Origin of the sequence: Massilia sp. PWRC2 (assembly GCF_049896725.1) — a bacterium.
GTDB lineage: Bacteria > Pseudomonadota > Gammaproteobacteria > Burkholderiales > Burkholderiaceae_D > JAFCUW01.
Window position 1 is genome coordinate 223,481 of the sequence record NZ_JAFCUW010000008.1, and the last position, 23,450, is coordinate 246,930.

23 protein-coding genes are annotated in these 23,450 nt (G+C 65.9%); 10 read left to right on the forward strand and 13 right to left on the reverse strand.

Annotation, left to right across the window (positions count from 1 at the left end):
* The first annotated feature begins 58 nt into the window (after nt 1-58).
* The 4 genes from ACP7BZ_RS16710 (at nt 59) to ACP7BZ_RS16725 (ending at nt 4,190) form a co-directional block, all read left to right on the forward strand.
* Nucleotides 59-520: a cache domain-containing protein gene (locus ACP7BZ_RS16710; RefSeq protein ID WP_426115148.1), complete on the forward strand. Its 462-nt coding sequence runs from the start codon at nt 59-61 to the stop codon at nt 518-520.
* A gap of 37 nt (nt 521-557) precedes the next feature.
* A complete protein-coding gene (locus ACP7BZ_RS16715; RefSeq protein ID WP_426115150.1) occupies nt 558-2,249 on the forward strand; it encodes a methyl-accepting chemotaxis protein in 1,692 nt (563 codons plus the stop codon).
* Nucleotides 2,250-2,552: 303 nt separating this feature from the next.
* Nucleotides 2,553-3,413, forward strand: coding sequence for an HDOD domain-containing protein (locus tag ACP7BZ_RS16720; RefSeq protein WP_426115298.1), 861 nt, complete (start codon nt 2,553-2,555; stop codon nt 3,411-3,413).
* An 81-nt stretch (nt 3,414-3,494) separates the two neighbouring features.
* Entirely contained in the window at nt 3,495-4,190 is a 696-nt protein-coding gene (locus ACP7BZ_RS16725) for a GNAT family N-acetyltransferase (RefSeq protein ID WP_426115152.1), read from the forward strand.
* Here the strand turns inward: ACP7BZ_RS16725 and ACP7BZ_RS16730 are convergent.
* Nucleotides 4,187-4,744: a DNA-deoxyinosine glycosylase gene (locus ACP7BZ_RS16730; protein ID WP_426115154.1), complete on the reverse strand. Its 558-nt coding sequence runs from the start codon at nt 4,742-4,744 to the stop codon at nt 4,187-4,189. The genes ACP7BZ_RS16725 and ACP7BZ_RS16730 overlap by 4 nt on opposite strands.
* Before the next feature lie 63 nt (nt 4,745-4,807).
* On the opposite strand from ACP7BZ_RS16730, the gene ACP7BZ_RS16735 reads away from it, so the two are divergent.
* Nucleotides 4,808-5,245, forward strand: coding sequence for a DUF962 domain-containing protein (locus ACP7BZ_RS16735; protein ID WP_426115156.1), 438 nt, complete (start codon nt 4,808-4,810; stop codon nt 5,243-5,245).
* Between the two features lie 156 nt (nt 5,246-5,401).
* Here ACP7BZ_RS16735 and ACP7BZ_RS16740 read toward each other — a convergent pair whose 3' ends face one another.
* A complete protein-coding gene (locus ACP7BZ_RS16740) occupies nt 5,402-5,563 on the reverse strand; it encodes a hypothetical protein (protein ID WP_426115158.1) in 162 nt (53 codons plus the stop codon).
* Between the two features lie 155 nt (nt 5,564-5,718).
* On the opposite strand from ACP7BZ_RS16740, the gene ACP7BZ_RS16745 reads away from it, so the two are divergent.
* Complete coding sequence (locus ACP7BZ_RS16745; RefSeq protein WP_426115159.1) at nt 5,719-6,666, forward strand: DMT family transporter; 948 nt, start codon at nt 5,719-5,721, stop codon at nt 6,664-6,666.
* Complete coding sequence (locus ACP7BZ_RS16750; RefSeq protein WP_426115161.1) at nt 6,663-7,151, forward strand: GNAT family N-acetyltransferase; 489 nt, start codon at nt 6,663-6,665, stop codon at nt 7,149-7,151. The genes ACP7BZ_RS16745 and ACP7BZ_RS16750 overlap by 4 nt, the downstream gene beginning before the upstream one ends.
* A 160-nt stretch (nt 7,152-7,311) precedes the next feature.
* On the opposite strand, the gene ACP7BZ_RS16755 is transcribed toward ACP7BZ_RS16750, so the two are convergent.
* The 11 genes from ACP7BZ_RS16755 to ada form a co-directional block, all read right to left on the reverse strand.
* On the reverse strand, nt 7,312-8,808 hold the full coding sequence (locus tag ACP7BZ_RS16755) for a glycine betaine ABC transporter substrate-binding protein (RefSeq protein WP_426115299.1): 1,497 nt from the start codon (nt 8,806-8,808) through the stop codon (nt 7,312-7,314).
* Nucleotides 8,809-8,867: 59 nt separating this feature from the next.
* Nucleotides 8,868-10,064, reverse strand: a complete 1,197-nt coding sequence (gene hutI / locus ACP7BZ_RS16760) for an imidazolonepropionase (protein WP_426115301.1) — start codon at nt 10,062-10,064, stop codon at nt 8,868-8,870.
* A 35-nt stretch (nt 10,065-10,099) separates the two neighbouring features.
* Nucleotides 10,100-10,777 carry a HutD/Ves family protein gene (locus ACP7BZ_RS16765; RefSeq protein ID WP_426115163.1) on the reverse strand — a complete coding sequence of 226 codons (678 nt, stop codon included), beginning with the start codon at nt 10,775-10,777 and terminating at the stop codon, nt 10,100-10,102.
* Nucleotides 10,774-12,144 carry a formimidoylglutamate deiminase gene (locus ACP7BZ_RS16770; protein ID WP_426115165.1) on the reverse strand — a complete coding sequence of 457 codons (1,371 nt, stop codon included), beginning with the start codon at nt 12,142-12,144 and terminating at the stop codon, nt 10,774-10,776. The genes ACP7BZ_RS16765 and ACP7BZ_RS16770 overlap by 4 nt, the downstream gene beginning before the upstream one ends.
* Nucleotides 12,141-12,959, reverse strand: coding sequence for an N-formylglutamate deformylase (gene hutG, locus ACP7BZ_RS16775; protein ID WP_426115167.1), 819 nt, complete (start codon nt 12,957-12,959; stop codon nt 12,141-12,143). The genes ACP7BZ_RS16770 and hutG overlap by 4 nt, the downstream gene beginning before the upstream one ends.
* 36 nt (nt 12,960-12,995) lie before the next feature.
* The gene (gene hutH, locus ACP7BZ_RS16780; RefSeq protein WP_426115169.1) at nt 12,996-14,564 is read right to left on the reverse strand and encodes a histidine ammonia-lyase; all 1,569 of its coding nucleotides are present in this window, start codon (nt 14,562-14,564) and stop codon (nt 12,996-12,998) included.
* The gene (hutU, locus tag ACP7BZ_RS16785) at nt 14,561-16,261 is read right to left on the reverse strand and encodes a urocanate hydratase (protein ID WP_426115171.1); all 1,701 of its coding nucleotides are present in this window, start codon (nt 16,259-16,261) and stop codon (nt 14,561-14,563) included. Before hutU ends, hutH begins: the two co-directional genes overlap by 4 nt.
* A 52-nt stretch (nt 16,262-16,313) precedes the next feature.
* The gene (locus ACP7BZ_RS16790) at nt 16,314-16,787 is read right to left on the reverse strand and encodes an NUDIX hydrolase (protein WP_426115173.1); all 474 of its coding nucleotides are present in this window, start codon (nt 16,785-16,787) and stop codon (nt 16,314-16,316) included.
* A 3-nt stretch (nt 16,788-16,790) separates the two neighbouring features.
* Entirely contained in the window at nt 16,791-17,492 is a 702-nt protein-coding gene (locus tag ACP7BZ_RS16795; protein WP_426115175.1) for an alpha/beta hydrolase, read from the reverse strand.
* Nucleotides 17,493-17,504: 12 nt separating this feature from the next.
* Nucleotides 17,505-19,196: an amidohydrolase gene (locus tag ACP7BZ_RS16800; RefSeq protein ID WP_426115177.1), complete on the reverse strand. Its 1,692-nt coding sequence runs from the start codon at nt 19,194-19,196 to the stop codon at nt 17,505-17,507.
* Between the two features lie 126 nt (nt 19,197-19,322).
* The gene (gene ada, locus ACP7BZ_RS16805; protein ID WP_426115179.1) at nt 19,323-20,426 is read right to left on the reverse strand and encodes a bifunctional DNA-binding transcriptional regulator/O6-methylguanine-DNA methyltransferase Ada; all 1,104 of its coding nucleotides are present in this window, start codon (nt 20,424-20,426) and stop codon (nt 19,323-19,325) included.
* A 184-nt stretch (nt 20,427-20,610) separates the two neighbouring features.
* Here ada and hutC point away from each other — a divergent pair, with 184 nt between their 5' ends.
* The 3 genes from hutC to rho all read left to right on the forward strand — a co-directional run bounded on the left by hutC (nt 20,611) and on the right by rho (nt 23,302).
* A complete protein-coding gene (gene hutC / locus ACP7BZ_RS16810; RefSeq protein ID WP_426115181.1) occupies nt 20,611-21,330 on the forward strand; it encodes a histidine utilization repressor in 720 nt (239 codons plus the stop codon).
* 250 nt (nt 21,331-21,580) lie between these two features.
* The gene (trxA, locus tag ACP7BZ_RS16815) at nt 21,581-21,907 is read left to right on the forward strand and encodes a thioredoxin TrxA (RefSeq protein ID WP_426115183.1); all 327 of its coding nucleotides are present in this window, start codon (nt 21,581-21,583) and stop codon (nt 21,905-21,907) included.
* Between the two features lie 132 nt (nt 21,908-22,039).
* A complete protein-coding gene (gene rho, locus ACP7BZ_RS16820; protein WP_099787178.1) occupies nt 22,040-23,302 on the forward strand; it encodes a transcription termination factor Rho in 1,263 nt (420 codons plus the stop codon).
* Nucleotides 23,303-23,450: the final 148 nt, after the last annotated feature.

Sequence of the window (23,450 nt, forward strand, 5' to 3'; positions counted from 1 at the left end):
GGAGCGCAGCGGTGGGCTGGGTAAAGTGGATACCGCCAATAAATTTCCAGGAGGAAACATGAAACCCATTCACACCCTCGTCCTCTCGCTTGTCCTGGCCAGTGCCGCCGTCGGCGCGCCCGCCTTCGGCGCCGAGCCTGGCGAAAAAGAAGCCATCGCCATGGTGGAAAAAGGCGCCGCCTTCATGAAAACCTCGGGCAAGGACGACATGATCAAGCGCATCAATGCGAAGGATCCCGAGTTTTTGCAGGGTCCCCTGTACCTGACCATGCGCGATGCCAAAGGCGTGATCCTGGCCAATCCGGTCAATCCGGCCATGATCGGCAAAGACCTGGTTGATGTCCCCGATGCCGATGGCAAGCCGTTCCGCCGCGAGATCCTCGAGCTGGCCAAGAAAAAGGGCAAGGGCTGGGTCGACTACAAGTTCAAAAATCCGGCCAGCGGCAAGGTCGAGGCCAAGACCACCTATATCCAGCTGGTCGGCGACGTCACCCTGGAAGCGGGGATCTACAAAAAATAACGGTACATACCGTTTGGCTTATTTTTCGGGAGGCGGCATGCTGAGCAAACTGCGGATTGGTCCAAAACTGCTGTTGGCGCCGGGGCTGGTGCTGATTTTGCTGGTCACCACCGCCGGCAGCGCCTGGCACGGCATGGTGCGCCAGAACGCATCGATGGAAAACCTGGTGCAGGTGCGGGCGGCGCGTCTGAAGGCGACCGCCGATATCGCCGGCGATGCCAAGCATGCCCACGCCAATATCTACCAGCTGCTGGCGTGGATCAATGGCAGCTTCGCCAAGGCGCGCGTGGACGGACTGACCACCGATATCGGCCGCCGCCACACCGACATCGCTGCCCGCCTGGCGGCGCTGGCGGCGGTGGCCGACGCCAGCGAGCGCACCCTGCTCAAAACCAGCGCCGAGGCGCTGGCGGCCTACCGCGCCAGCGTCCAGCAAACCATCGAGCTGGCGCAGGTGGACCAGTCGACGGCGACGGCATCGATGAGCAAAGCGGAAAAGCAGTTCAGCGTGCTGCACGTGCAGCTCGACCAGCTGGCGCGGCTCGAACGGCACTTGAGTGAAGCGGCATTCGCCGCCGCCAGGGCCGAGTACAACACCCAGGTGGTGACGATGGCGGCGCTGGTGCTGCTGTCGGTGGCGCTGTCGCTGGTGGCGACCATGCTGGTGCGGCGCGCCATGCTGCATGACATCCGCGCGATCGCCGAGGTGGTGGCCGAGCTGGCCGAGGGGCGCCTGGCGAAGGGACAGGCCAACAGCGGCCGCGACGAGATCGCGGCCACCTCGCGCGCGCTCGACCACACCATCGAACGGCTGACCTCCAGCCTGCGCTCGATCATGCTGTCGGTCCGCTCGATCGACACGGCATCGCAGGAAATCGCCACCGGCAATCTGGACTTGTCGTCGCGCACCGAGCTGCAGGCCAGTTCGCTAGAGGAAACCGCCAGCGCCATGCAAACACTGACCGTGGCCGTCAAGGACAATGCCAGCAACGCCAGGCAAGCGAGCGCGCTGGCCGCCAGCGCCGCCGTGCTGGCCGCCAGCGGTGGTGATGCGGTCGGCCGCGCCGTCGGCTCGATGGCCTCGATCAAGGCCAGTTCGCGCAAGATCGTCGAGATCATCGGCGTCATCGATAGCATCTCGTTCCAGACCAATATCCTCGCCCTCAACGCTGCCGTCGAAGCGGCACGCGCGGGCGAACAGGGGCGCGGTTTTGCGGTGGTGGCGTCGGAAGTGCGCACGCTGGCGCAGCGTTCGGCAGCAGCGGCGAAGGAGATCAAGACCCTGATCGCCGACTCGGTGGCCATCATCGAAGGCGGTAGCGCCGCCGTCAATGAAGCGGGCAGCAGCATGGGAGCGATCGTCGCTTCGGTCGAACAGGTCAACGACATCATCCGCCGCATCAGCAGCGCCAGCGCCGAGCAGGCCGAGGGGATCGCCGAAGTGAACCTGGCGGTCGGCCAGATGGATGACATGACCCAGCAAAACGCCGCGCTGGTCGAACAGGCGGCGGCAGCGGCGGCCAGCCTCCATGAACAGACCATCAATCTGGCACAGGCGGTGGCGGTGTTCAAGTTTGATGACAGGGCGCTCGATGCAGCAGCGGCCGCGGCCGCTGAGAGCGCCAGCGTCGACGCTTTCGCGGCGCTGCCAGCGCTGCCCGAGCGGCGCGCTGCCGACAGCGCGATGCGCGCCGCCGCCCGGTCCCTGCCGGTGCGGCGCGCCGGCTGACACCATCTGGCCAGCGCCAGGCTGCTTCACACTGTGGCAGACGGCATCGTCGCCAGGCTGCGCTGTCGACGACGTGCGCGCCGGCAGCGTCGACAGCGCAGCAGCACGCCGGCCAGCGCGCCCCCCCGGGGCGGCAAAATCAATCGCGGCGAGTGTGTCATTGATTGCAACATTGCATTGGCTTAAACACCACATTTCGATTTGATTTGACGAAAATGCACAGATGGGCGATACGGGGCGTCGATGATTGGTCTATAGTTGGCGATATTTCTCAAAAGCATTAACTCGCCCGTTTCCATGAATATGCACAACCCTGCTGTCGCCGCCCTCGTCGATGCGGCCGACCCGGTCGACGCGCTGATGAAATCGATCCGTATTCCGCCGCGTCCCAGCCTGCTGGCGGACCTGCAGTGTGAACTGGCGCGTGACGAGCCGGCACCGGCCGCCATCGCCCGCATCATCGCCGCCGACGTCGGCATGGCGGGCGCCCTGCTCAAGCTGGCCAACTCGTCGTTTTACGGCGGCACCCGGCAAGCCAAGTCGATCGACCAGGCGATTGCCTTTCTGGGCATGACCCAGGTGGCGGCATTGATGGCGGGGCTGCTGGCGCGCCAGGCGATCGCCACCAGCGGCGCCTCGCTGGCGCAGTTCTGGGAACTGTCGACGCGCCGTGCGCAAGCCATGGTGTTCCTGTCAAAACGCCTGCGCATCGGCGCCGCCGACGTCGCCCACACCTTTGGTCTGTTCTGCGATACCGGCGTGGCCCTGCTGCTGGCCCGCTTTGCCGATTATGACAGCACCTGCGTACTGGCCGCCGGCGAACCAGAGCGCCGCTTTACCGACATCGAGGACGAGCGCCACAGCACCAACCACGCCGCCATCGGCTGCCTGCTGGCGCGTAACTGGGGACTGTCGAGCGAAGTCGCGTGGGCGATTTTGCACCACCACGATTACCAGGTGATCGACGACCATGCCAGCGACGACACCGTGCGCTCGCTGGTAGCGCTGTCGCTGCTGGCCGAACGCGCGCTGCAGGCGTACCAGGGCACGCCCGACTCGGTCGAATGGCGCAAAGGCGGCGCCCGCGCCTGCGCCTACCTCGGCCTGGCCGAAGATGAAGTGACCGATCTGATTGATCAGTTGTCGGACGCACTGGGCCAGTAAAAGCAAGAAGCGGGAGGACGTGTCGCCGGCGCCGTCCTACAATGGCGTTTTCCATGCGGCGCCCGCGCCCCTGACTGTCCCATGACCGCATCGACTTCGCACCCGGCGCTCGACGCCATTTTCTGGAATACCCTGACCGGTCCGCACGCCATCCACGCCAGCGGCGCCGGTGGTGCGCGCCGCTATGCGCGCGGTTTTTCACCCATCATCGCCTTTGCCGATACCACGCGGCCCGACTTCGCCGCGCTGGCGCCGTTCTGCGCCGCCGGTGAAGTGTTTTATTGCGAGGGCTGGGACGGCGCCTGCCCGGACGGCTGGCGCATCGATGCCCAGACCAGCATGCTGCGCATGGTGTGGGAGGGCGGCCCTGGCCGCGCGGGCTGCGCGCCGGACGCCATCGCGCTCGGCGCCAGCGAAGGCGACGCCGCCGTCGCCCTGGCAGAACTGTGCCGCCCTGGCCCGTTCGGCCCGCGCACCCTCGAGCTGGGCGATTATTATGGGTATCTGGATAACGGCCGCCTGATCGCCATGGCTGGCCAGCGCATGCGGGTGCCCGGCTACACCGAAATCAGCGGTGTCTGCAGCCATCCCGAAGCGCGCGGCCGCGGCCTGGCGCGCCAGTTGATGGGCCGCTTGATCGACCAGCAGATGGCGCGCGACGAACGGCCGTTTTTGCACGTGATGCGCACCAACGCCGCCGCTCACGCCCTCTATCAGCGCATGGGATTTAGCGATGACATCGAGTCGACCGTGCGCGTGCTGACGCGGCTGGCTTAGCTGTCGCGGCCAGCAGACGTGCCCAGCGCTTCGTCGCGCAAGGCCAGCCAGGCCGCTAATTTTTCGCTGTAGGCCAGCGTGTAGGCAGGACTGCTCGACGGCAGGCTGACGATACGGTAGCGGCCCGCCTGCTGCTGCAAGGCCTTCATACCAATGCGCGCGGCCGTGCCGCCATTGAAGGCGATGGTGTGCAAGTGCGGCAGTGTCGCCAGCAGACTGACCAGGTCATTGTTGGCCCGGTCGCGGATATTGCCATCGAGGCTGCCGGCGCGGCGCGCTTCGGCGATCACATCCCACAGTCCGACATGGGCGGCGAGCAGGGCGGCCAGCCGCGCCGCATAGTCGAGCGGCGGCAGGTCGACGCCCACCACGGCGCCCATCAAGTGCCAGAAGCGGTTTTGCGGATGGCCGTAATACTGGCCCCGGGCCAGCGAAGCGTCGCCCGGCAAACTGCCCAGCACCAGCACGCGCACAGCGGCGTCGACGACGGGAGCGAAGCTGCGCTTGCGCGCCGCTGCGGGCGATGGCAAATCAGGCAAATTGACTAAAGACATGCGCCATTTTAGCCCAGCGACAGGTGTAGACTTAGTATAAAAAAACCACCAACGGAGACTCCCATGAACGACCCACGCCAGATCGACCGCCTGCTCGCCCAGTACAGCGCCAGCCATCTGCACCCGGCCAATGAACTGATCCACATGGTGTGCGTACCGCTGATCGTGTTTTCTCTGCTGGGCTTGCTATGGTGGCTGCATCCGCTCGTTGCCATCGCCCTCAGCGGCGCCGCCCTCGCCTATTACGTCGCACTGTCGCCGCCTTTCGCGCTGGGCATGCTGGCGATGCTGCTGGGCATGCTGGGACTGCTGTGGACGATGCCGCCGTTGACGGTGCTGCCGGTCTCCGCGTGCATCTTTGTGCTGGCCTGGATCGGCCAGTTCATCGGCCACCAGATCGAAGGCAAAAAGCCGTCGTTTTTCGACGACCTGCGTTTTCTGCTGATCGGTCCCCTGTTCGTGCTGGGCTTTCTGTATCGCCGCCTGCGGCTGGCATACTAAGTACTCGCCAGTAAATTATTGTGATTTCTAGCTGCTATAAACGGCGCGCTGCTGCGTTGCTCACCGCTAGCAATGCCCGCATTGCGTCGCGGCGAGCGCCTTGCATCGCAGCCGTTTCTGTTCGCTACAAATCCACAATAAATTTCCGGCGAGTACTTAGGCCGCACCGGCAGTAGCTGGTGGCGCTTGCTGCCGCTGCCGCTGCTGTCGCTGCTGTCGCTGCTCTTGCTGCTCCTGCTGCTCGAGCAGCACCAGTGCCGTGCACAGCGCCACATAGCCCAGCAATAACCATACTTTCAGGTGCAGCGATCGGCTCATCAAGGTCCCCGTCTTCGAACCATCGATGATAGCGGCGGCGGCTAGCGCCCCGCCAGCGAGCGCGGTCCCCTTGCGCCAGCTCACATCATCAGGCTGCGGCTGTCGTTTTCTTGTTGATGTCCACAAGAAACTATGAACTCCCATATACTTCTGGCATGCCCTCTCCCCTCCTATTCCTGCTCGCCTCGCTGATCTGGGGCTCGACCTTCTGGGCCATCACCTTGCAACTGGGCGAAGTGGCGCCGATGGTCTCGGTGGTGTACCGCTTCGCGCTGGCTGCTGCCGTCCTGTTTGGCTACTGCCTGCTGCGCGGCCAGCGCCTGATGCTGCCGTGGCGCACCCAGCGCTGGCTGATGGCGCAGGGCTTTCTGACGTTCGGCCTGTCGTATATCTGCACCTATACAGCCGAGCAATACCTGGTGTCGGCGCTGGTGGCGGTGCTGTTCGCCCTGATGGTGTTCTGGACGCCGATCTGCGCGCGCCTGCTGTTCGGCAGCGCCATCGGCTGGCGCGTGTGGGCCGCCGGCAGCGTTGCCATGGCCGGCGTCGGGCTGCTGTTTTCCCATGCGATCGGCACGGCACTGCACGACATCGGCAGCGGCGGCCACTTTCTGCTGGGCCTGGTGCTGGCGATCAGTGCCACCATCGCCAGTTCGGCCGGCAATGTGCTGGTGAGCAAGGTGCGGGCCGCCTCCAGCAATGTGTTTTTGACCACCGCCTGGTCGATGGCATGGGGTACCGCGCTGGTGCTGGCACTGATCGTCGTCAGCGGCACGCCGCTGGTGTTGCCATCAGCCCCGCGCTACTGGATCGGCCTGCTGTACCTGTCAATGTTCGGCTCGGTGATCGCCTTCATCGCCTATTTCACCCTGATCAACCGGATCGGCGCCCACAAAGCCGTGTACGTGGGTGTGACCTCGCCCGTCATTTCGGTGCTGCTATCGATCCGCCTCGAACACTACCGCCCGGGCCCCCTCGAATGGCTGGGCATGGCGCTGTGTCTGGCCAGCGTGGCCTGGGCGGTGCGCGCGCCCAGCCCGGCCAAAGTTGCCTTCGCCCCGCTTTCACCTCCTGTGTCCCCCCCTGTTACCGAGACCCCATGACCGCTTTTACCATCCGCCCTGCCCAGCCCACCGATGTGGCCCATATCCACGCCATGATCATCGAGTTGGCCGTCTTTGAAAAACTCGAACACCTGGTGGTGGCCACCGAGGCCCTGCTGGACGACGCGCTGTTCGGCGCCCGCCCGTCGTGCGAAGCGATCGTTGGCGAAGCCGATGGCGAGGTGGTCACCTTCGCCCTGTATTTCCACAATTTTTCCACCTTCCTGACGAAAAAAGGCCTGTATCTGGAAGACTTGTATGTCAAGCAGGCGCAGCGGGGCAAAGGCTTCGGCCGCCAGATGCTGGTGGCGCTGGCGCGCATCGCCACCGAACGGGGTTGCGGGCGCTTTGAGTGGTCGGTGCTGGACTGGAACGCGCCGGCCATCGCGTTTTATCAGGGTGTGGGCGCTGACGTCATGCCCGAATGGCGCATTTGCCGCGTCGCCGGCGACGCCTTGACGGCGCTGGCCAGCGGCGAACGCTAAAGCTGCCGCTGCGGCCAAAAAAATCCCACGGTGGTGGCACCGTGGGTAAGCCCATGCATGCGATGGGAGGGGAGATTGCTGGCGCCATGCAGTACTGCTGGCGTGAAAGCGATCTTACCCCCGAGCAAAATCTGGACGATTGACTGCGCTCAAACTGCGTTCAAACTTGAGACTGCTTGCGCCGGCGCGCCGGCGTCAGGCGCCGCTCCAGCAATTCAAAGCCGGCCTGGGTCAGCAGCGCCAGCACGGCAGCAGGAATCGCGCCCGCCAGCAGCATGGTGTTGTCATTTAAGGCCAGGCCAATGGTGATGCGTTCGCCAAAGCCGCCGGCCCCAATAAACGCGGCGATGGTGGCGGTGCCGACACTGAGGATGGCGGCCGTCTTGACGCCGGCCAGGATCACTGGCAAAGCCAACGGCAAATCGACATGCAGCAGGCGCTGGCGCGGCGTCAAGCCGAGCGCCAGCGCCGCCGTGCGCAGGCCAGCCGGTACCTGCAGGATGCCGGTACAGGTATTGCGCACGATGGGCAGCAGCGCATAGACGAACAGGGCGACCAGGGCCGGTACCGTGCCGATCATGCCCAGCAGCGCAATGAGCATCGCCAGCAGCGCCAGCGACGGCACCGTCTGCAGCACGCCGGTCAGGGCCAGCACCGGCTGGCGCAGGCGCGGCGCGAACGCCGCCAGCACCCCCAGCGGAATGCCGGCCAGGCAGGCCAGGCCGACGGCGGCGAATACCAGGAACAGGTGCTGGCCGGTCAGCTGCAGCAGCTTGTCGTCGAACAGGCGCGCCATCAGGGTGCTGCGTACGGGCGCGCCGGCGGCGGGCGCGTGGCGCAGCCAGTCGGCAGCAACGGTCGCAAAGCTGCGCTGCTGCACTTCGACAGCGGCGTTCATGGCGATCATGTCGGCGGCCGCGATGCGCCCTTCCAGCGCGCTAATTGCTTGCCACTGGGCGGGGAAGCGCTGCGGTGCATCGAGCCGGTACAGCAGCACGGCATCGTAGCGGGGAAAATAATGGAGGTCGTCGTCGAGCACGCGCAGTTTATATTGGGCGATCTTGGCGTCGGTCGAATAGATATCGATAACGTCGACCTGGCGCCCGGCCTGGGCGGCGTAGGCGATGCCGTGATCGAGCCCGCGCGGCGTTTGCGGCAAGCCGTAACGCTGGGCCAGCCCCGTCCAGCCATCGGCGCGGCCGATGAATTCGTGCGACAGGCCGAACTTGAGTTCAGGGTGCGACGCCAGCTGCGACAGGCGGCTGATGGCGCCACGGTCGGCGCTGTCTGCGCTGTCGCCGCGCACGGCCAGCGCGTAGGTATTATTAAATCCCAGCGGCACGCCGACCCCGAGGCCGATTTTTTGCAGCGCCACGCGCATCTGCGCCAGGCTGGTAGGTGTGGGATTTTTGAGGATTTCCAGATCGATGGTGCCCAGGTATTCGGGATAGACATCGATACTGCCCGCCTGCAGCGCCGCCAGCACGATGGCGGTATTGCCCAGACCCTGGCGGTGGCTGGCGCCACCATGCGGCGCCGCCGTTTGCGTGAGGATCTCGCCCAGCACGTACGACTCGGTAAACCGTTTCGAGCCGATTTTAAGGACGCCATCGTCGGCCCTCGCCAGCGGCGCCAACGCCAACAGAATGAGAACCATCGCGCTGCACCAGCGCGCCCCCGTCATCAATATAGTAGGCACGCGCGCTCCAGCCGTTGTCAATCGCGCCAGCTTACCACCGGCGGGCGCAGCACGCCCGCATTGACCACGCCGGTGCAGGGATTGGCGCCCATGGCGTAACACAGATCGGCCGGCCGCTCGATGCGCCACAGGGCGAAATCGGCGCGCTTGCCCACTTCGATGCTGCCGATATCGGCCTGGCGGCCGAGCGCGCGGGCAGCCTGCATGGTGCAGCCGCGCAGTGCTTCGGCGGGCGTCAGGCGCCACAGGGTACAGGCCATGTTCATCGCCAGCAGCAGCGAGGTCAAGGGAGAGGTGCCTGGATTGCAATCGGTGGCCAACGCCATCGGCACGCCGGCCGCGCGCAGCGCCGCAATCGGCGGGGCGAGCTGCTCGCGCAAAAAATACCAGGCGCCCGGCAGCAGCACCGCCACCGTGCCGGCCTGCGCCAGCGCCGCCACGCCGTCCATCGTCAGGTGCTCGAGGTGATCGGCCGACAGTCCCTGGTAGCGCGCCACGAGAACGGCGCCGCCCTGGTCGGACAGCTGTTCGGCGTGCAGCTTGACCGGCAGCTTCAAGGCGCGCGCCGCTGTAAACAGGCGCGCCGTCTGCGCCGCCGTAAAACCGATGGTTTCGCAAAAAGCGTCGACGGCGTCGACCAGCCCCTCGGCGGCCAGCGCCGGCAGCATGACCTTGATCAGGTGATCGATGTAAGCGTCGGCCCGGCCGCTAAATTCGGCGGGCAGCGCATGGGCGCCGAGAAAGGTGGTGACGATATCGACCGGCAGATGGCGCCCCAGCGCACGTGCGGCCAGCAGCATGGTGCGCTCGCTGGCAAGCGTCAAGCCGTAGCCCGATTTGACTTCCAGCGTGGTCACCCCTTCGGCCAGCAGGCGCAGCACGCGCGGCGCGCTCGACGCCAGCAGCTGCGCCACGCTGGCAGCACGGGTGGCCCTGACGGTGGCCATGATGCCGCCGCCAGCATGGGCGATGTCGGCATAGCTGGCACCGTGCAGGCGCGCCTCGAATTCGTCGCTGCGGTTGCCGGCGTGGACGATGTGGGTATGACAGTCGATCAGTCCGGGGGTGAGCCAGGCGCCATCGCCATCGATGACGGTGGCGCCGGCCAGCGGCGCATCAGCGCGCGCGCCCACCCAGCTGATGCGACCATGGTCGACGCGCACGGCGCCGTCGCGCCGTTCACCCAGGCCGCCCAGGCCAGCCACGTCAGCCATGCTGGCCAGGTGCAGATTGAGAAAAACGCTGGCGCTCACGCCGCGGCGTCCGGTCGCGCTGCCTGTTGTGCTGCCTGTTGTGCTGCCTGTTGTGCTGCTTGTTGTGCTGCTTGTTGTGCTGCCTGTTGTGCCTCCGGCCGCGCATACAGGTCGACAATAAACACGGTGGCGTCGAGCGCTTCCAGGGTCCACAGCGTGCCCGGTTCAAACACCACGGCATCGAAACGCACCAGGCCAATGCGTTCATCGTCGCTGCTGACGGTGAGACCTTCGCCGCTGGCGAGGAACACCAGGCTGCGCTGGCCAGCGGGCGCGAAGGCGGCGCTGCCCATGATGCGGCGGCGGCCGAACTTGTGCTGGCAGGTGGCCCGCCGCGTCATGACGTTGAAGTCGAGCGTAGGGCCGCCGTGCACGGTGGCGTTGACGGCGGCCTGGCCATCGAAGGCGATGGTGCTGTCGTCGACTCCTTGCAGCACATGGCGGGTGCCGTCGACATCGAGCGTGAGGGCGCCGCCCTCGACCAGCGCCAGCGTACGTTCAACCCCGGCAAATTGCGAAAACGGCCCGCTGTGGGAAATCGTCGCCAGGCTCACCCGCCAGTCAAAGTCGTGCACGGTGGCGCCCGGCGGGCCGATCGCCAGTTCCATGGTGCTGCCGGCGCCATTCTTCCATGGCACCGATGCCAGTGCGGCAAACGGAATCAGCGTCGTCATAGATCCTCCCGCAGTTGCGCCAGCGCCGCCCGATAACGGCTGGCTACCTGGTCCTGGGCCGCATGGCGGCCCCCCTCGATGACCCAGCGCCCGCCCACCAGCACGTCGCGCACCAGGTTGTCATTGCCGGCGAACAGAAACAGACCCATCACCTCACTGGCGGCGGCATCGGCCAGATGCGGGTGGCTGGCGTCAAGTACCAGCAGATCGGCGCGTCGACCCGGCGCCAGTGCGCCCAGCGGCCGTCCGCTGGCCTGGGCGCCGCCGCGCAGCGCTGCCTGCCACAGATAGTCGCCGACGCGGCGCTCGCGGCCATCGACGGCGATCGCGCGGCGCTGCCGCTGCAGGCGCTGGCCATACTCGAGCCAGCGCAACTCTTCGACCGGGCTGTGGCCGGCGTGGCTGTCGCTGCCGATGCCAAAGCGGCCGCCAGCGCCGATGAAGGGCGCCAGCGCAAACAGGCCGTCGCCCAGATTCGCCTCGGTCGATGGACACAGACCGGCGACGGCGCCGCTGGCGGCCAGCGCGGCGCATTCTGCCGTATCGAGATGGGTGGCGTGCACCAGGCACCAGCGCTCATCGATGGCGATGGCATCGAATAATGCGCTGAGCGGACGGCGGCCGCTGTACGCCAGGCAGGCGTCCACTTCGGCCTGCTGCTCGGCGATGTGGATGTGCAGCGGTCGTCCGGCCGGCAGCGCCGTCGCCAGCGCGGCCATTTGATCAAGCGAGGCGGCGCGCAGCGAATGGGGGGCGGCGCCCACTTCGAACTGGCCGTCGCGCAAGGAGGAAAGGCCATCGACCATCGCCAGCACGCTATCGACATCGCTGCGAAAGCGCTGCTGGTGCGGGCCCAGCGCCTGGCCTCCAAAGCCGCTGCAGGCGTACAGCACTGGCAGCATGGTCAGGCCGATGCCGCACTCACGCGCGGCCAGCGCAACGCGCTCGGCCATTTCGGCCGGCCGCGCGGCGGCGCTGCCAACGACGCTGCCATGCAGGTAATGAAATTCGCAGACAGCCGTAAAACCATGGCGCAGGCAATCGATGAACAGCTGCGCCGCCACCGCCTGCAGCTGGTCCGCGGTGATGCGGCCGGCAAAGCGGTACATCAATGCGCGCCAGCTCCAGAAATTGTCGTCGCCGGTCGTCGCCGCCGTCTCCGTCAATCCCGCCATGGCCCTTTGAAAAGCGTGCGAGTGCAGATTGATCATGCCGGGGATGACCCACTGCGCTGTGCTCATGGCAGCCCCACTGTGGCCAACTTCCACCGTGGTGATGACGCCGCCATCATCCCAGCCGATCAGGACATCGCCGGCCCAGCCAGCGGGCAGCAGCGCGTGGCGCGCCAGCAGGGTGCCGGCGCTCACTGCCGCACCCAGTCGACGGCGGCGCCCACCATCGCCTGCAGCAGCGGGCGAATCGCTGCCGCCAGGTCAGGACGATAGGCGAGCGGGGTGGCGTCCGCCCCTTGCAACAGTAAGGGGTCCATGTCAGGCTCGTTCATGTACAGGCACTGGCACATTTCTAACTGGATGGCGTGCACGCCTTGCTGCGGCCGGCCATAGCGGCGGGTGATATAGCCCCCCTTGAAGCGGCCATTGAGCGCCGTGCTGAACGCCGGCGGCACCGGCGCCAGCAGCGCTTCGGCCAGACCGCCACCGCAGGCGGCGCCATCGAAGGTGCCGATATTGAAGTCGGGCAGGCGGCCATCGAAAAAACGCGGCACGCGCGAGGCGATCGAATGCGCTTCCCACAGCACCACGGCGCCGTGTTGCGCCAGCAGGCGATCGAGTTCGGCCTGCAGCTGCTGGTGATAAGGCTGCCAGTAGAGCGTCAGGCGCTGCGCCACTTCGGCAGCATCGGGCGCCAGGCCGGGCAGGTACAGGGGCTCGCGCGCAAAACTGTCGAGTGGACACAAGCCGGTGGTATCCATGCCGGGATACAGATTGGTGTCTTCGGGCGGGCGGTTCACATCGATGACATAACGCGACTGCCGCGCCGCCAGCGTCGACGCCCCCATCGCACCGAGAAAATCGTACAGGCGGGGCAGGTGCCAGTCGCTATCGGTGCTGGCCCGGGCGCTGGCGGTCAGGCGCGCCGCCAGCGTTGCTGGCAGCGCGCTGCCGGCATGCGGCATCGACACCAGGATCGGCAAACTGCCAGCAGCGAAATCGAACTCCATGGACACTCCCGGTTGCGCAGCGGATGACGCGGCGCATTACAGCGCCGCCCGCTGCAAGCTACTAAACAGCGGCTGGCACGCAGCGCTCAGCGCGCCATCGAACACCAACTGCCGCGCTGCCTCGATGTCGGGCGCAAAAAAGCGGTCGGCGGCGTAAAACGCCACTTTATTGCGCAGCTGCGCATGCACATGCTCGAGGTGGCTCGAGCTGGTCAGCGGCCGGTGAAAGTCGATGCCCTGCGCCGCCGCCAGCAGTTCGATGCCGATGATGACAGCCGTATTGTGCGCCATATCGTCAAGACGGCGCGCCGCAAAGGTGGCCATGCTGACGTGGTCTTCCTGGTTGGCCGAGGTGGGCAGGCTGTCGACGCTGGCCGGGTGCGCCAGCGACTTGTTTTCCGACGCCAGCGCGGCAGCGGTGACATGGGCGATCATGAAGCCGGAATTGACGCCCGGCTCGCGCACCAGGAAGGGCGGCAGGCCGGACAGGCTGGCATCGATCAGCAGGGCAATGCGGCGCTCGGCCAGCGCGCCGATTTCGGCGAGCGCCAGCGCCAGCGTGTCGGCAGCAAAAGCGACCGGCTCGGCGTGAAAATTACCGCCCGAGATAATCTCGCTGGCGCCGCCGGCGCCCGTAAAAATCAGCGGATTGTCGGTGACGGCATTCGCTTCGATCAGCAGGGTGCGGCCGGCATTGCCGATCAGGTCGATCACCGCGCCCATCACCTGCGGCTGGCAGCGCAAACTGTAGGGGTCTTGCACGCGCTCGTCACCCACCAGGTGCGAAGCGCGGATGGCGCTGCCGGCCAGCAGCGCGCGGTAGACGGCGGCGGCCGCGATCTGCCCCGGCTGGCCGCGCACCGCGTGCACGCGCGCATCGAACGGCGCATCGCTGCCGCGCGCGGCATCGAGGGACAGCGCGCCGCTGACCATCGCCGCTTCCAGCAGGCGCTCGGCCATGAACAACCCGTGCAGCGCCAGCGCGGTCGACACCTGGGTGCCGTTGATCAGCGCCAGGCCCTCCTTGGCCGCCAGCGTCAGCGGGGCGATGCCGGCGGCCGCCAGCGCCACGCCAGCGTCGATCAGCACACCATCGACGCGCACCGGGCCGACTCCCAGCATGGCCAGGGTCATGTGCGCCAGCGGCGCCAGATCGCCCGAGGCGCCCACCGAACCCTTGGCCGGAATGGCTGGCATGATGCCGGCGTTGTAGAGGGCAATGAGGGTTTCGAGTACCAGCGGCCGCACCCCCGAATAACCGCGCGCCAGGCTGCCGATCTTGGTCAGCAGGATCAGGCGGACGACGGCGTCGGACAGCAGCGCGCCAGTGCCGACGGCGTGCGACAGGATCAGATTGCTTTGCAGCTGTTCGAGGCGGTCGTCGGCGATGCGGGTTGTGGCGAGGATGCCGAAGCCGGTGTTGATGCCGTAGGCGGCATCGCCCTTGGCGACGATGGCGCGCACGGCGGCGGCGGCGGCGGCGACAGCCGGCCAAGCGCTGTCATCGAGCTGCAGCGCTGCGTGCGCCTGCCAGGCGGCGCGCAGGTCGGCCAGCGTCAGGGCGCCCGGTGCCAACGTCAAGGCTGTCAACGTCAAGTTGGTCATGGGATCATCGGTAAATCGAGGTGGTGGCGCCTGGCGCAGGCGATGGCGGCCGGATAGCCGGCGTCGGCGTGGCGCATGACGCCCGAGCCGCTGTCGTTGACCAGCACGCGCGCCAGCCGGCGGGCGGCGCCGGCGCTGCCATCGGCGACGATGACCATGCCGGCGTGCTGCGAATAACCCATGCCGACACCGCCGCCGTGGTGCAGCGACACCCAGGTGGCGCCGCCCGCCGTGTTGAGCAGGGCATTGAGCAGCGGCCAGTCGGAGACGGCGTCGCTGCCATCCATCATCGCCTCGGTTTCGCGGTTCGGGCTGGCCACCGAGCCGGTGTCGAGGTGGTCGCGGCCGATCACGATGGGGGCCCGCAGTTCGCCCGTGCGCACCATCTCGTTAAAGGCCAGGCCGGCCAGGTGGCGCTCACCGAGACCGAGCCAGCAAATGCGCGCCGGCAGGCCCTGGAAGGCGATGCGCCGGGCTGCCATGTCGAGCCAGTGGTGCACTTCGGTCTGGTCGGGAAACAGCTGTTTGATCTTGGCGTCGGTTTTATCAATGTCGGCGGGGTCGCCCGACAGCGCCACCCAGCGGAACGGTCCGCGCCCTTCGCAAAACTGCGGGCGGATATACGCCGGCACGAAACCGGGAAAGGCAAAGGCGTCGGCCACGCCCTGGTCGAAGGCCACCTGGCGGATGTTGTTGCCGTAGTCGACCACCTCGATGCCCATCGCGTGAAAGTCGAGCATGGCCTGCACATGGCGGGCGCACGACGCCGCTGCCGCCGCTTTTAGTCCGGCATGCTGGGCCGGATCGCGGCGCGCCGCCTGCCACTGTGCGATGCTCCAGCCGGCCGGCAGGTAGCCGTTGATTAAATCGTGGGCCGACGTCTGGTCGGTGACCAGGTCGGGCGCGTGACCGCCCGCGCGCACGCGCGCGACCAGCTGCGGCAGCAGTTCGGCCGCGTTGCCCAGCAGGCCGATGGAAATGGCGTCGCCGTGCGCCGTGTGGTGGGCGACCAGCGCCAGAGCGTCGTCGAGATCGCGCGCCTGCTTGTCGAGGTAGCCCGTGCGCAGACGAAAATCGATGCTGCTTTGCTGGCACTCGATGGTCAGCGAGACGGCGCCGGCAAAGCTGGCCGCCAGCGGCTGGGCGCCGCCCATGCCGCCCAGGCCGGCCGTCAAAATCCAGCGCCCGCGCCACACGCCGCCAAAATGCTGGCGGCCCGCTGCGGCGAAGGTTTCGTAGGTGCCCTGGACGATGCCCTGGGTGCCGATATAAATCCAGCTGCCGGCGGTCATCTGGCCATACATGAACAGGCCCTTGCGATCGAGCTCGTTGAAATGCTCCCAGGTGGCCCACTTCGGCACCAGGTTCGAGTTGGCGATCAGTACGCGCGGGGCCTCGCTGTGGGTCTGGAACACGCCGACCGGTTTACCGGACTGGATCAACAGGGTTTGATCGCCCTCGAGCAGGCGCAGCGATGCCAGGATCTGGTCGAAACAGGCCCAGTCGCGGGCAGCGCGGCCGATGCCGCCATAGACCACCAGGTGCTGGGGATGTTCGGCGACGGCGGCGTCGAGATTGTTTTGCAGCATCCGATAAGCCGCTTCGGTCTGCCAGCTCTTGCAGGAGAGCGTGCTGCCGCGCGGGGCGCTGATGACACGGGCGGGGTCAAATCGCGGGTCGAAGCGGGGATCTGGCATGTCAGCTCCTGGGCAAGGGTGTCAGGAAGTCTAGGTTGTCTATACAAGCGCGTCAAGCGTTTTGCTGCGCCGTCGTCACACTGGCAAGAAGGCGCGACAAATCTTGCGGCCAGATGGTTTCGCACGTTTGCGCCAGATCAAGCATCGACCACCAGCGGTGCGCTGTCATGCAGCGTCGTTCGTAAGCGGTCCAGCCGGCGTGGCTGATGGCTTGCGCCGCCACTGGCACATGAAAATAGACTTCGTCGTCGCGCACGCTGGCGCCGCTGTCGACCATGAACAGTTGCTGGCGGCGCGCTACCGGTGCGCCGACGCTGGTGACGATGATGCCGGTTTCTTCGCGCAGTTCGCGGCGCGCGGCCGCTTCGCAGGTTTCACCGGGGTCGACGCCGCCGCCGGGGGTGGCCCAGTAGCGCTGGCCGGCGAGGGCGCCGTCGCGGTGCATAAACTGGAAGAGCAGCACGCGCCCGGCCGGGTCGGTGACCAGCAGGCGCGCGGTCGGACGGCTGGAAACCGCCGGCGTCATCGATTAACGACCCAGAAAAAACGCCACCGCCATCGTCACGATGGGGGCGGCGATCAGGTGCAAGCCATTAAATTCAACATAGCGGACGTCATAGCCGGCCGCCTGCAAACTGCGGGCATTGGCGCGCGCGCTGCTGTCGATGGGCAGTTGCTCATCGATCAGGCCGTGGGCAATGAAAATGGCGGGCGCGCCGTGCTGGCTGAACACGTTCATAAAACCGCCAGAGAAAGCGATGACGTGGCTGGCCACATCGCCATTGGTGACGCCGACCGACAGCGCGTAACTGGCGCCATCAGAAAAACCGGCCAGCGCCAGCTGCGCCAGATCGATCCGGTAATGGCTGGCGACCAGCCGCAGCGCCGTTTGCAGCCGTTCGAGATCGGGGCCGTGGCCGCCGATGACGATGTCCCAGGTAATAAAGGTCGAATGGGGCGCCAGCACCAGAAATTGGTGGCGTTCGGCGTGTTGTTCGATGAACGGCAGCACTTTTTCGGGAAAGCCGCCGGCGCCATGAAAAAACACCAACAGCGGCAGCGGCGCGTCAGCGGGCAAGCCGCCCGGCACGAACAGCACGGCATCGCGCTCGCCCGACAAACCCAGGCGGTGGCGACCGGGCATCAACGGCCCGGCCAGCGGCGCGGTGGCGGCCAGTTCGGCGCTCGTCAGCGCCATGCGGCCGAACAGCGCGTCATCGATCTCTGCCATGGTCAGCGGGCCTTATTTTTTCTGGAACACCTGCTTGCCGGCGACCCAGGTTTGCAGCACGCCGATCTTGTGGATGTCGGCCGGGGCAATCGTAAACAGGTCGCGGTCGATGACGATGAAGTCACCCCATTTGCCCGCTTCCAGCGAGCCCACCTGGTTTTCCTGGTGACCGGCAAAGGCGGCATCGAGGGTGAAGCAGCGGAATGCTTCCTGCAAATTCATCGCCTGTTCCTTGTGCCAGCCGGCGGCCGGCAGATTGGCGCTATTTTGGCGGGTGACGGCGGCATGGATGCCATAGAAGGGATTGGGCGACTCGACCGGGAAGTCGGACCCGCAGGCGATGCGCGAGCCCTGTTTCAGAAAGGTGCGCCAGGCGTAGGCGCCCTTGATGCGCTCGGCGCCCACGCGCTGCTCGGCCATGTTCATGTCGGAAGTGGCGTGGGTCGGCTGCATCGACGGGATCACGCCGATCTGGCGGAAGCGGACGATATCGGCGGGCGCAACCACCTGGGCATGTTCGATGCGGTGGCGCAGGCCGCCGGTGGCAGTTTTCGGCACCAGCTCCTGGTAACCGTCGAGGATCTGGCGGTTACCGGCGTCGCCGATGGCGTGCACATTGACCTGGTAGCCCTTGCGCATGGCCTTTTCCATCATGGCGCGCATCTGCGCATCGGTTTTGAATAACAGGCCGTGCGAGCCCGGTTCATCGCTGTAGGGGGCGATCAGGGCGGCGCCGCGGCTGCCGAGGGCGCCGTCCGAATACAGTTTTACGGCGCGCAGCATATACATGTCGCTGGCATAGGTTTTCAGGGGCCCCTTGGCGGCGAGGACATCGAAATCACGCTCGGTGCCGCCGATCATGGCGTAGACGCGGGCACTGAGTTTGCCGTTGTCGGCGTAATCGCGGTAGAGGGCATCGCTGGCGATGTCGACGCCGGCGTCGTGCACGCTGGTCAGACCGACGCGCGCCAGTTCGGCCAGCGCGCGGTCGAGGGCGACGCGGGCGCGCGCCTCGGTTTGCGGCGGCAGCACCCGTTCGACCAGCGCGCGGGCGGCATCGATCAGGATGCCGGTGGCATTGCCCTGGGCATCACGGACGATCTTGCCGCCGACCGGATCGGGCGTGCTGTTGGTGATGCCGGCCAGTTTGAGGGCGGCGCTGTTGGCCCAGCCGGCGTGACCGTCGACCCGCTCGAGCCAGACGGGGCGGTTCGGTACCACTGAATCGAGTTCGGCGGCGGTGGGGAAGCGGCCCAGTTTCCACACTTCCTGGTTCCAGCCGCGCCCGCGCAGCCAGGCGCTGCTGGCGCTGTTGCCCTCGACGACCGGATTGGCACGCGCATAGACCGCCGTCACCTTGAGGGCGTCGGCCAGGGTGACGGTGCTCGACAGGTCGAGCTGGGTCAGCATGTCGCCCAGGCCAAAGACATGGCCGTGGGCGTCGATCAGGCCGGGTAGCACCGTCTGGCCCTGCAGGTCGATGTGGCGCGCCGCCGGCGCTTTGGCCGCCACCTGGGCGGCGCTGCCGACCGAGATGAGGCGGCCAGCGTCATCGATGGCGAACGCCGTAAAGCGCACCAGTTCATTTTTGCTGTTGAGGGTGTAGCCGTTGGCATGGTCAAACACGGTGGCGGCTTGGGCCAGGCCAGCGGCGCCATGGGCGGCAACAACAGCGGCAACAAAAAACAGGGCAGTGGGGCGCATCGAATCATCTCCAGGTGGCGGGTGCGCGAACGCAAAGCCAGAGTGTACCCGGCCAGGGGGCGCCGTGAACGATGATCGCAATGATCGCCGACGGCGGCGCGCGCAAGAGACCGCCGTTACGAGCCGTTACGGCATGGAACGACGCTGGCCCGCTTCGCGCTCGAGCAGGGCCGCCTTGCGCTCGACGCCCCAGCGGTAGCCGGACAAACTGCCATCCTGGCGCACCACGCGGTGGCAGGGAATGGCCACCGCCACCGGGTTGGCGGCGCAGGCGCCGGCCACCGCGCGCGCGCCACCGGCCACGCCGACCCGCTCGGCCAGCACCGCGTAGCTGACGGTGTCGCCGGCTGGAATGGCGCGCAGCGCTTGCCAGACGCGCTGCTGGAACGCCGTGCCGCGCACATCGAGCGGCAAATCCAGGCCCAGCGCGGGCTGCTCGACCAGGCCGACCACGCGGGCGACGGTCGCTTCAAAGTCGGCCTCGGCACCGCGCAGCTCGGCGTGCGGAAAACGGTCCTGCAAGTCGCGCAGCAGCTGCCCGGCATCGTCACCGAGCAGGATGGCGCAGATACCAATCGCCGTTGCCGCCACCAGGATCGCCCCCAGCGAGCAGGCGCCGATGGCGAAGTGGATCGACGCCCCCGCGCCGCCGGCGCGAAAGGCGCGCGGGCGCATGCCCAGCACGGCGTCAGCGCCGGCATAAAAGCGTCCGCTCGACGAGAAGCCGGCGGCGTAGATGGCATCGAGCACGCTGCCCGCCTCGACAAGCGTTTCGCGCACGCGGCGCGTGCGCGCCGCCGCCACATACGCTTTCGGCGTGATGCCGGTATGGCGCTTGAAGAGGCGGTGAAAATAAAAACGGCTCAGGCCGGCAGCGCGGGCGATGGCGTCAAGATCGAGCACGCTGTCGGCGCTGGCAGCATCGATCATGCGGCAGGCGCCAGCGACGATGGCGGCATGGCGCTCACTGAGCGGCGGCTGCTCCGGCAGGCAGCGCAGGCAGGGCCGAAAGCCGGCTGCCAGCGCCACCTCGACGCTGTCGTGGAAGGCGACATGGCGGCGCAGCGCCGCGCGGGCACCGCACGACGGCCGGCAAAACACCCCGGTGCTGCTGACCGAATACCAGAAGCGGCCATCGCAGGCGGGGTCGCGGCGCTGCACCGCGTGCCAGCGGGCGGCGTCGTCCATGGCGGGGTTGTCGAGGGCGGGGTTGATCGTGGCGCGGTCCATGGGTGTCTCCTGACGGCGGCCAGGCGCGCCATCGAATCTAGCGCGGCACTGGCCAGTGGGGCGATCATGCACCCGCTGGCGGGCGGGCGCATCCCGGGTCTTGCTTTCGAACTCAGATGCTAGAATTGCCGATGGCGCCCGGCGCGACCGTGCCGGTGCGCCAGCATGTCACCCGGAGAGTAGTGTGGATCAGCAGAGCGCGCAAGCGAGCACCCCGATTTTTCAGCGCATCAAGGATTATCTGGTCGCCGAGATCGCCGCCGGTCGCTGGAAAGAAGGCGATGTGGTGCCGTCCGAACAGGCGCTGGTACGCCAGTTCGGCGTCTCGCGCATGACCGTCAACCGCGCCGTGCGCGAACTGACGGCCGAGCAGGTACTGACGCGCCGCCAGGGTTCAGGGACCTTTGTGGCCCCCAAAAAATACCAAGCGACGCTGGTCGAAATCCGCAGCATCGCCGAAGAAATCCGCGCGCGCGGCCACGTCCACGCCAGCCGTCTGCATTTGCTCGAGCAGGAACGCGCCGGCGCGGCGCTGGCGCAGCAGTTCGAACTGGCTGCCGACAGCCTGCTGTTTCACTCGATCATCGTGCATTTCGAGAACGGCCAGCCGATCCAGGTGGAAGACCGCTGGGTCAATCCGGCCAGCGCGCCCCATTACCTGGCGCAAGACTACAGCCGCATCACCCCGAATGCGCACCTGATGCAGGTGGCGCCGCTGCAGGGGGCCAGTTACAGTATCGAAGCGCTGGCGGCGCCGAAAGAGGTGGCGCTGATGCTGACCATCGCTGCCGGCGCCAGCTGCCTGGTGCTCAAACGGCGCACCACCTCGGCCGGCCAGGTGGCGTCGGTGGTGACCATGTGGCACCCGGGGCAGTTGTATCAGTACACGGGTCACATTGTCTGAGCGGTGTCGCGGTCGCATTGAGTAAAACTCAAGTTTTACGCAGCGCCCCGCCCCTGAATGAAAAAATCGGTTATGATTTCTTCCAATATCCCGCCTGAAGCCCCCTTCCTGTTCCCCGCTTATTGCATTTGCGTGATTCGTCGCCACAATAAGCGTTGCATAGCGCCTAATAAAAGCGTTACCAATCCGGAAGCTGGACGGCACGCCGCGAGGCATCATTTGACCCACACCTCGACTGAGGAAAAATAACATGAGCGAAAACATCAAACACATCACCGACGCATCTTTCGAAGCGGACGTCCTCAAATCGGAACGGCCGGTGCTGGTCGACTTCTGGGCCGAGTGGTGCGGTCCGTGCAAGGCGATCGGTCCGATCCTGGAAGAAGTTGCCAAGGAATACGATGGCAAGATCCTGATCGCCAAGATGGACGTCGATGCCAACCAGGCCATCCCGGCCAAGTTCGGCATCCGTGGTATCCCCACCCTGATTCTGTTCAAGAATGGCGTGGCAGCGGCCCAAAAAGTCGGCGCGTTGGCCAAAGGTCAATTGACCGCTTTCATCGAAAGCAACATCTGATATCATGATGCGATTCTGGCGCGCCCGCGCCGGAATCTGATTTGGACGGACGTGGCGCTCTCGCCTGCCTCCACTTGATAAACCCACGTAGTTCCCTCCCCTACCTTACTTTCCCGTCACGGGACTCAACACATGCACTTATCTGAACTGAAGGCAATGCACGTCTCGGCGCTTCTCGAGATGGCAATTGGCCTCGACATCGACAACGCGGCCCGCTTGCGCAAACAGGAACTGATGTTCGCGATCCTGAAAAAGCGCGCAAAGTCCGGTGAACAAATTTTTGGCGACGGCGCCCTCGAAGTGCTGCCGGATGGCTTTGGCTTCCTGCGCTCGCCCGACGCTTCCTACATGGCCTCGACCGACGACATCTATATCTCGCCGTCGCAAATCCGCCGTTTCAATTTGCACACGGGCGACTCCATCGAAGGCGAAGTGCGCACCCCGAAAGATGGCGAGCGCTACTTTGCCCTGGTGAAGGTCGACAAGGTCAACGGCGAATCGCCGGAAGCCTCCAAGCACCGCATCCTGTTCGAAAACCTGACGCCCCTGCACCCGAACGAGCCGCTGCGCCTCGAACGCGAGATGATGGGTCAGGAAAACATCACGGGCCGCATCATCGATTTGATCGCACCCATCGGCAAGGGCCAGCGCGGTTTGCTGGTGGCCTCGCCGAAATCGGGCAAATCGGTCATCCTGCAGCACATGGCGCACGCGATTACGGCGAACCATCCTGACTGCACCCTGATCGTCCTGCTGATCGACGAACGGCCGGAAGAAGTGACCGAAATGCAACGCTCGGTACGCGGCGAAGTGGTGGCTTCCACCTTCGACGAGCCGGCCACCCGCCACGTGCAGGTCGCCGAAATGGTGCTGGAAAAAGCCAAGCGCTTGGTCGAAATGAAAAAAGACGTGGTGATCTTGCTCGACTCGATCACCCGCCTGGCGCGCGCCTACAACACCGTCATCCCTGCCTCCGGCAAGGTCTTGACCGGTGGTGTCGACGCCAATGCGCTGCAGCGGCCGAAACGCTTCTTTGGCGCCGCCCGCAATATCGAAGAAGGCGGCTCGCTGACCATCATCGCCACCGCGCTGATCGAAACCGGTTCGCGCATGGATGACGTGATTTTCGAGGAATTCAAGGGCACCGGTAACATGGAAGTCCACCTCGAGCGCCGCCTGGCCGAGAAACGCGTCTACCCGGCCATCAACCTGAACAAATCGGGTACCCGCCGCGAAGAACTGCTGATCAAGCCGGACCAGCTGCAAAAAATCTGGATTTTGCGCAAGCTGCTGTACTCGATGGACGAGATCGAAGCGATGGAGTTCATCCTCGACAAGATGAAGGCCACTAAGAACAACAATGAGTTCTTTGACTTGATGCGCCGCGGCGGCTAATTCTGCCAGCCAATACAAGGACACTGCGGTGTCCTTTTTTTTGATGACCGCGCCGGCAAATCCTTGTACAATCGCGGGTTGCAGTATTTAACCCCCAGGCAAGTGAGCGGCAATCGGGTCACGAGGCAAGACGATCGACGAAGTGCTG

Coding starts and splice junctions, on each gene's coding strand:
- hutG (WP_426115167.1), bottom strand. CDS start 12,959: ATGGAGTTCGATTTCGCTGCTGGCAGTTTGCCGATCCTGGTGTCGATG.
- trxA (WP_426115183.1), top strand. CDS start 21,581: ATGAGCGAAAACATCAAACACATCACCGACGCATCTTTCGAAGCGGAC.
- ACP7BZ_RS16790 (WP_426115173.1), bottom strand. CDS start 16,787: ATGACGCCGGCGGTTTCCAGCCGTCCGACCGCGCGCCTGCTGGTCACC.
- ACP7BZ_RS16750 (WP_426115161.1), top strand. CDS start 6,663: ATGACCGCTTTTACCATCCGCCCTGCCCAGCCCACCGATGTGGCCCAT.
- ACP7BZ_RS16730 (WP_426115154.1), bottom strand. CDS start 4,744: ATGTCTTTAGTCAATTTGCCTGATTTGCCATCGCCCGCAGCGGCGCGC.
- ACP7BZ_RS16795 (WP_426115175.1), bottom strand. CDS start 17,492: ATGGCAGAGATCGATGACGCGCTGTTCGGCCGCATGGCGCTGACGAGC.
- ACP7BZ_RS16735 (WP_426115156.1), top strand. CDS start 4,808: ATGAACGACCCACGCCAGATCGACCGCCTGCTCGCCCAGTACAGCGCC.
- ACP7BZ_RS16715 (WP_426115150.1), top strand. CDS start 558: ATGCTGAGCAAACTGCGGATTGGTCCAAAACTGCTGTTGGCGCCGGGG.
- ACP7BZ_RS16765 (WP_426115163.1), bottom strand. CDS start 10,777: ATGACGACGCTGATTCCGTTTGCCGCACTGGCATCGGTGCCATGGAAG.
- hutU (WP_426115171.1), bottom strand. CDS start 16,261: ATGCCAGATCCCCGCTTCGACCCGCGATTTGACCCCGCCCGTGTCATC.
- ACP7BZ_RS16800 (WP_426115177.1), bottom strand. CDS start 19,196: ATGCGCCCCACTGCCCTGTTTTTTGTTGCCGCTGTTGTTGCCGCCCAT.
- ACP7BZ_RS16720 (WP_426115298.1), top strand. CDS start 2,553: ATGCACAACCCTGCTGTCGCCGCCCTCGTCGATGCGGCCGACCCGGTC.
- ACP7BZ_RS16755 (WP_426115299.1), bottom strand. CDS start 8,808: ATGGTTCTCATTCTGTTGGCGTTGGCGCCGCTGGCGAGGGCCGACGAT.
- ACP7BZ_RS16710 (WP_426115148.1), top strand. CDS start 59: ATGAAACCCATTCACACCCTCGTCCTCTCGCTTGTCCTGGCCAGTGCC.
- ACP7BZ_RS16745 (WP_426115159.1), top strand. CDS start 5,719: ATGCCCTCTCCCCTCCTATTCCTGCTCGCCTCGCTGATCTGGGGCTCG.
- hutI (WP_426115301.1), bottom strand. CDS start 10,064: ATGGCTGACGTGGCTGGCCTGGGCGGCCTGGGTGAACGGCGCGACGGC.
- ada (WP_426115179.1), bottom strand. CDS start 20,426: ATGGACCGCGCCACGATCAACCCCGCCCTCGACAACCCCGCCATGGAC.
- ACP7BZ_RS16740 (WP_426115158.1), bottom strand. CDS start 5,563: ATGAGCCGATCGCTGCACCTGAAAGTATGGTTATTGCTGGGCTATGTG.
- hutH (WP_426115169.1), bottom strand. CDS start 14,564: ATGACCAACTTGACGTTGACAGCCTTGACGTTGGCACCGGGCGCCCTG.
- ACP7BZ_RS16725 (WP_426115152.1), top strand. CDS start 3,495: ATGACCGCATCGACTTCGCACCCGGCGCTCGACGCCATTTTCTGGAAT.
- rho (WP_099787178.1), top strand. CDS start 22,040: ATGCACTTATCTGAACTGAAGGCAATGCACGTCTCGGCGCTTCTCGAG.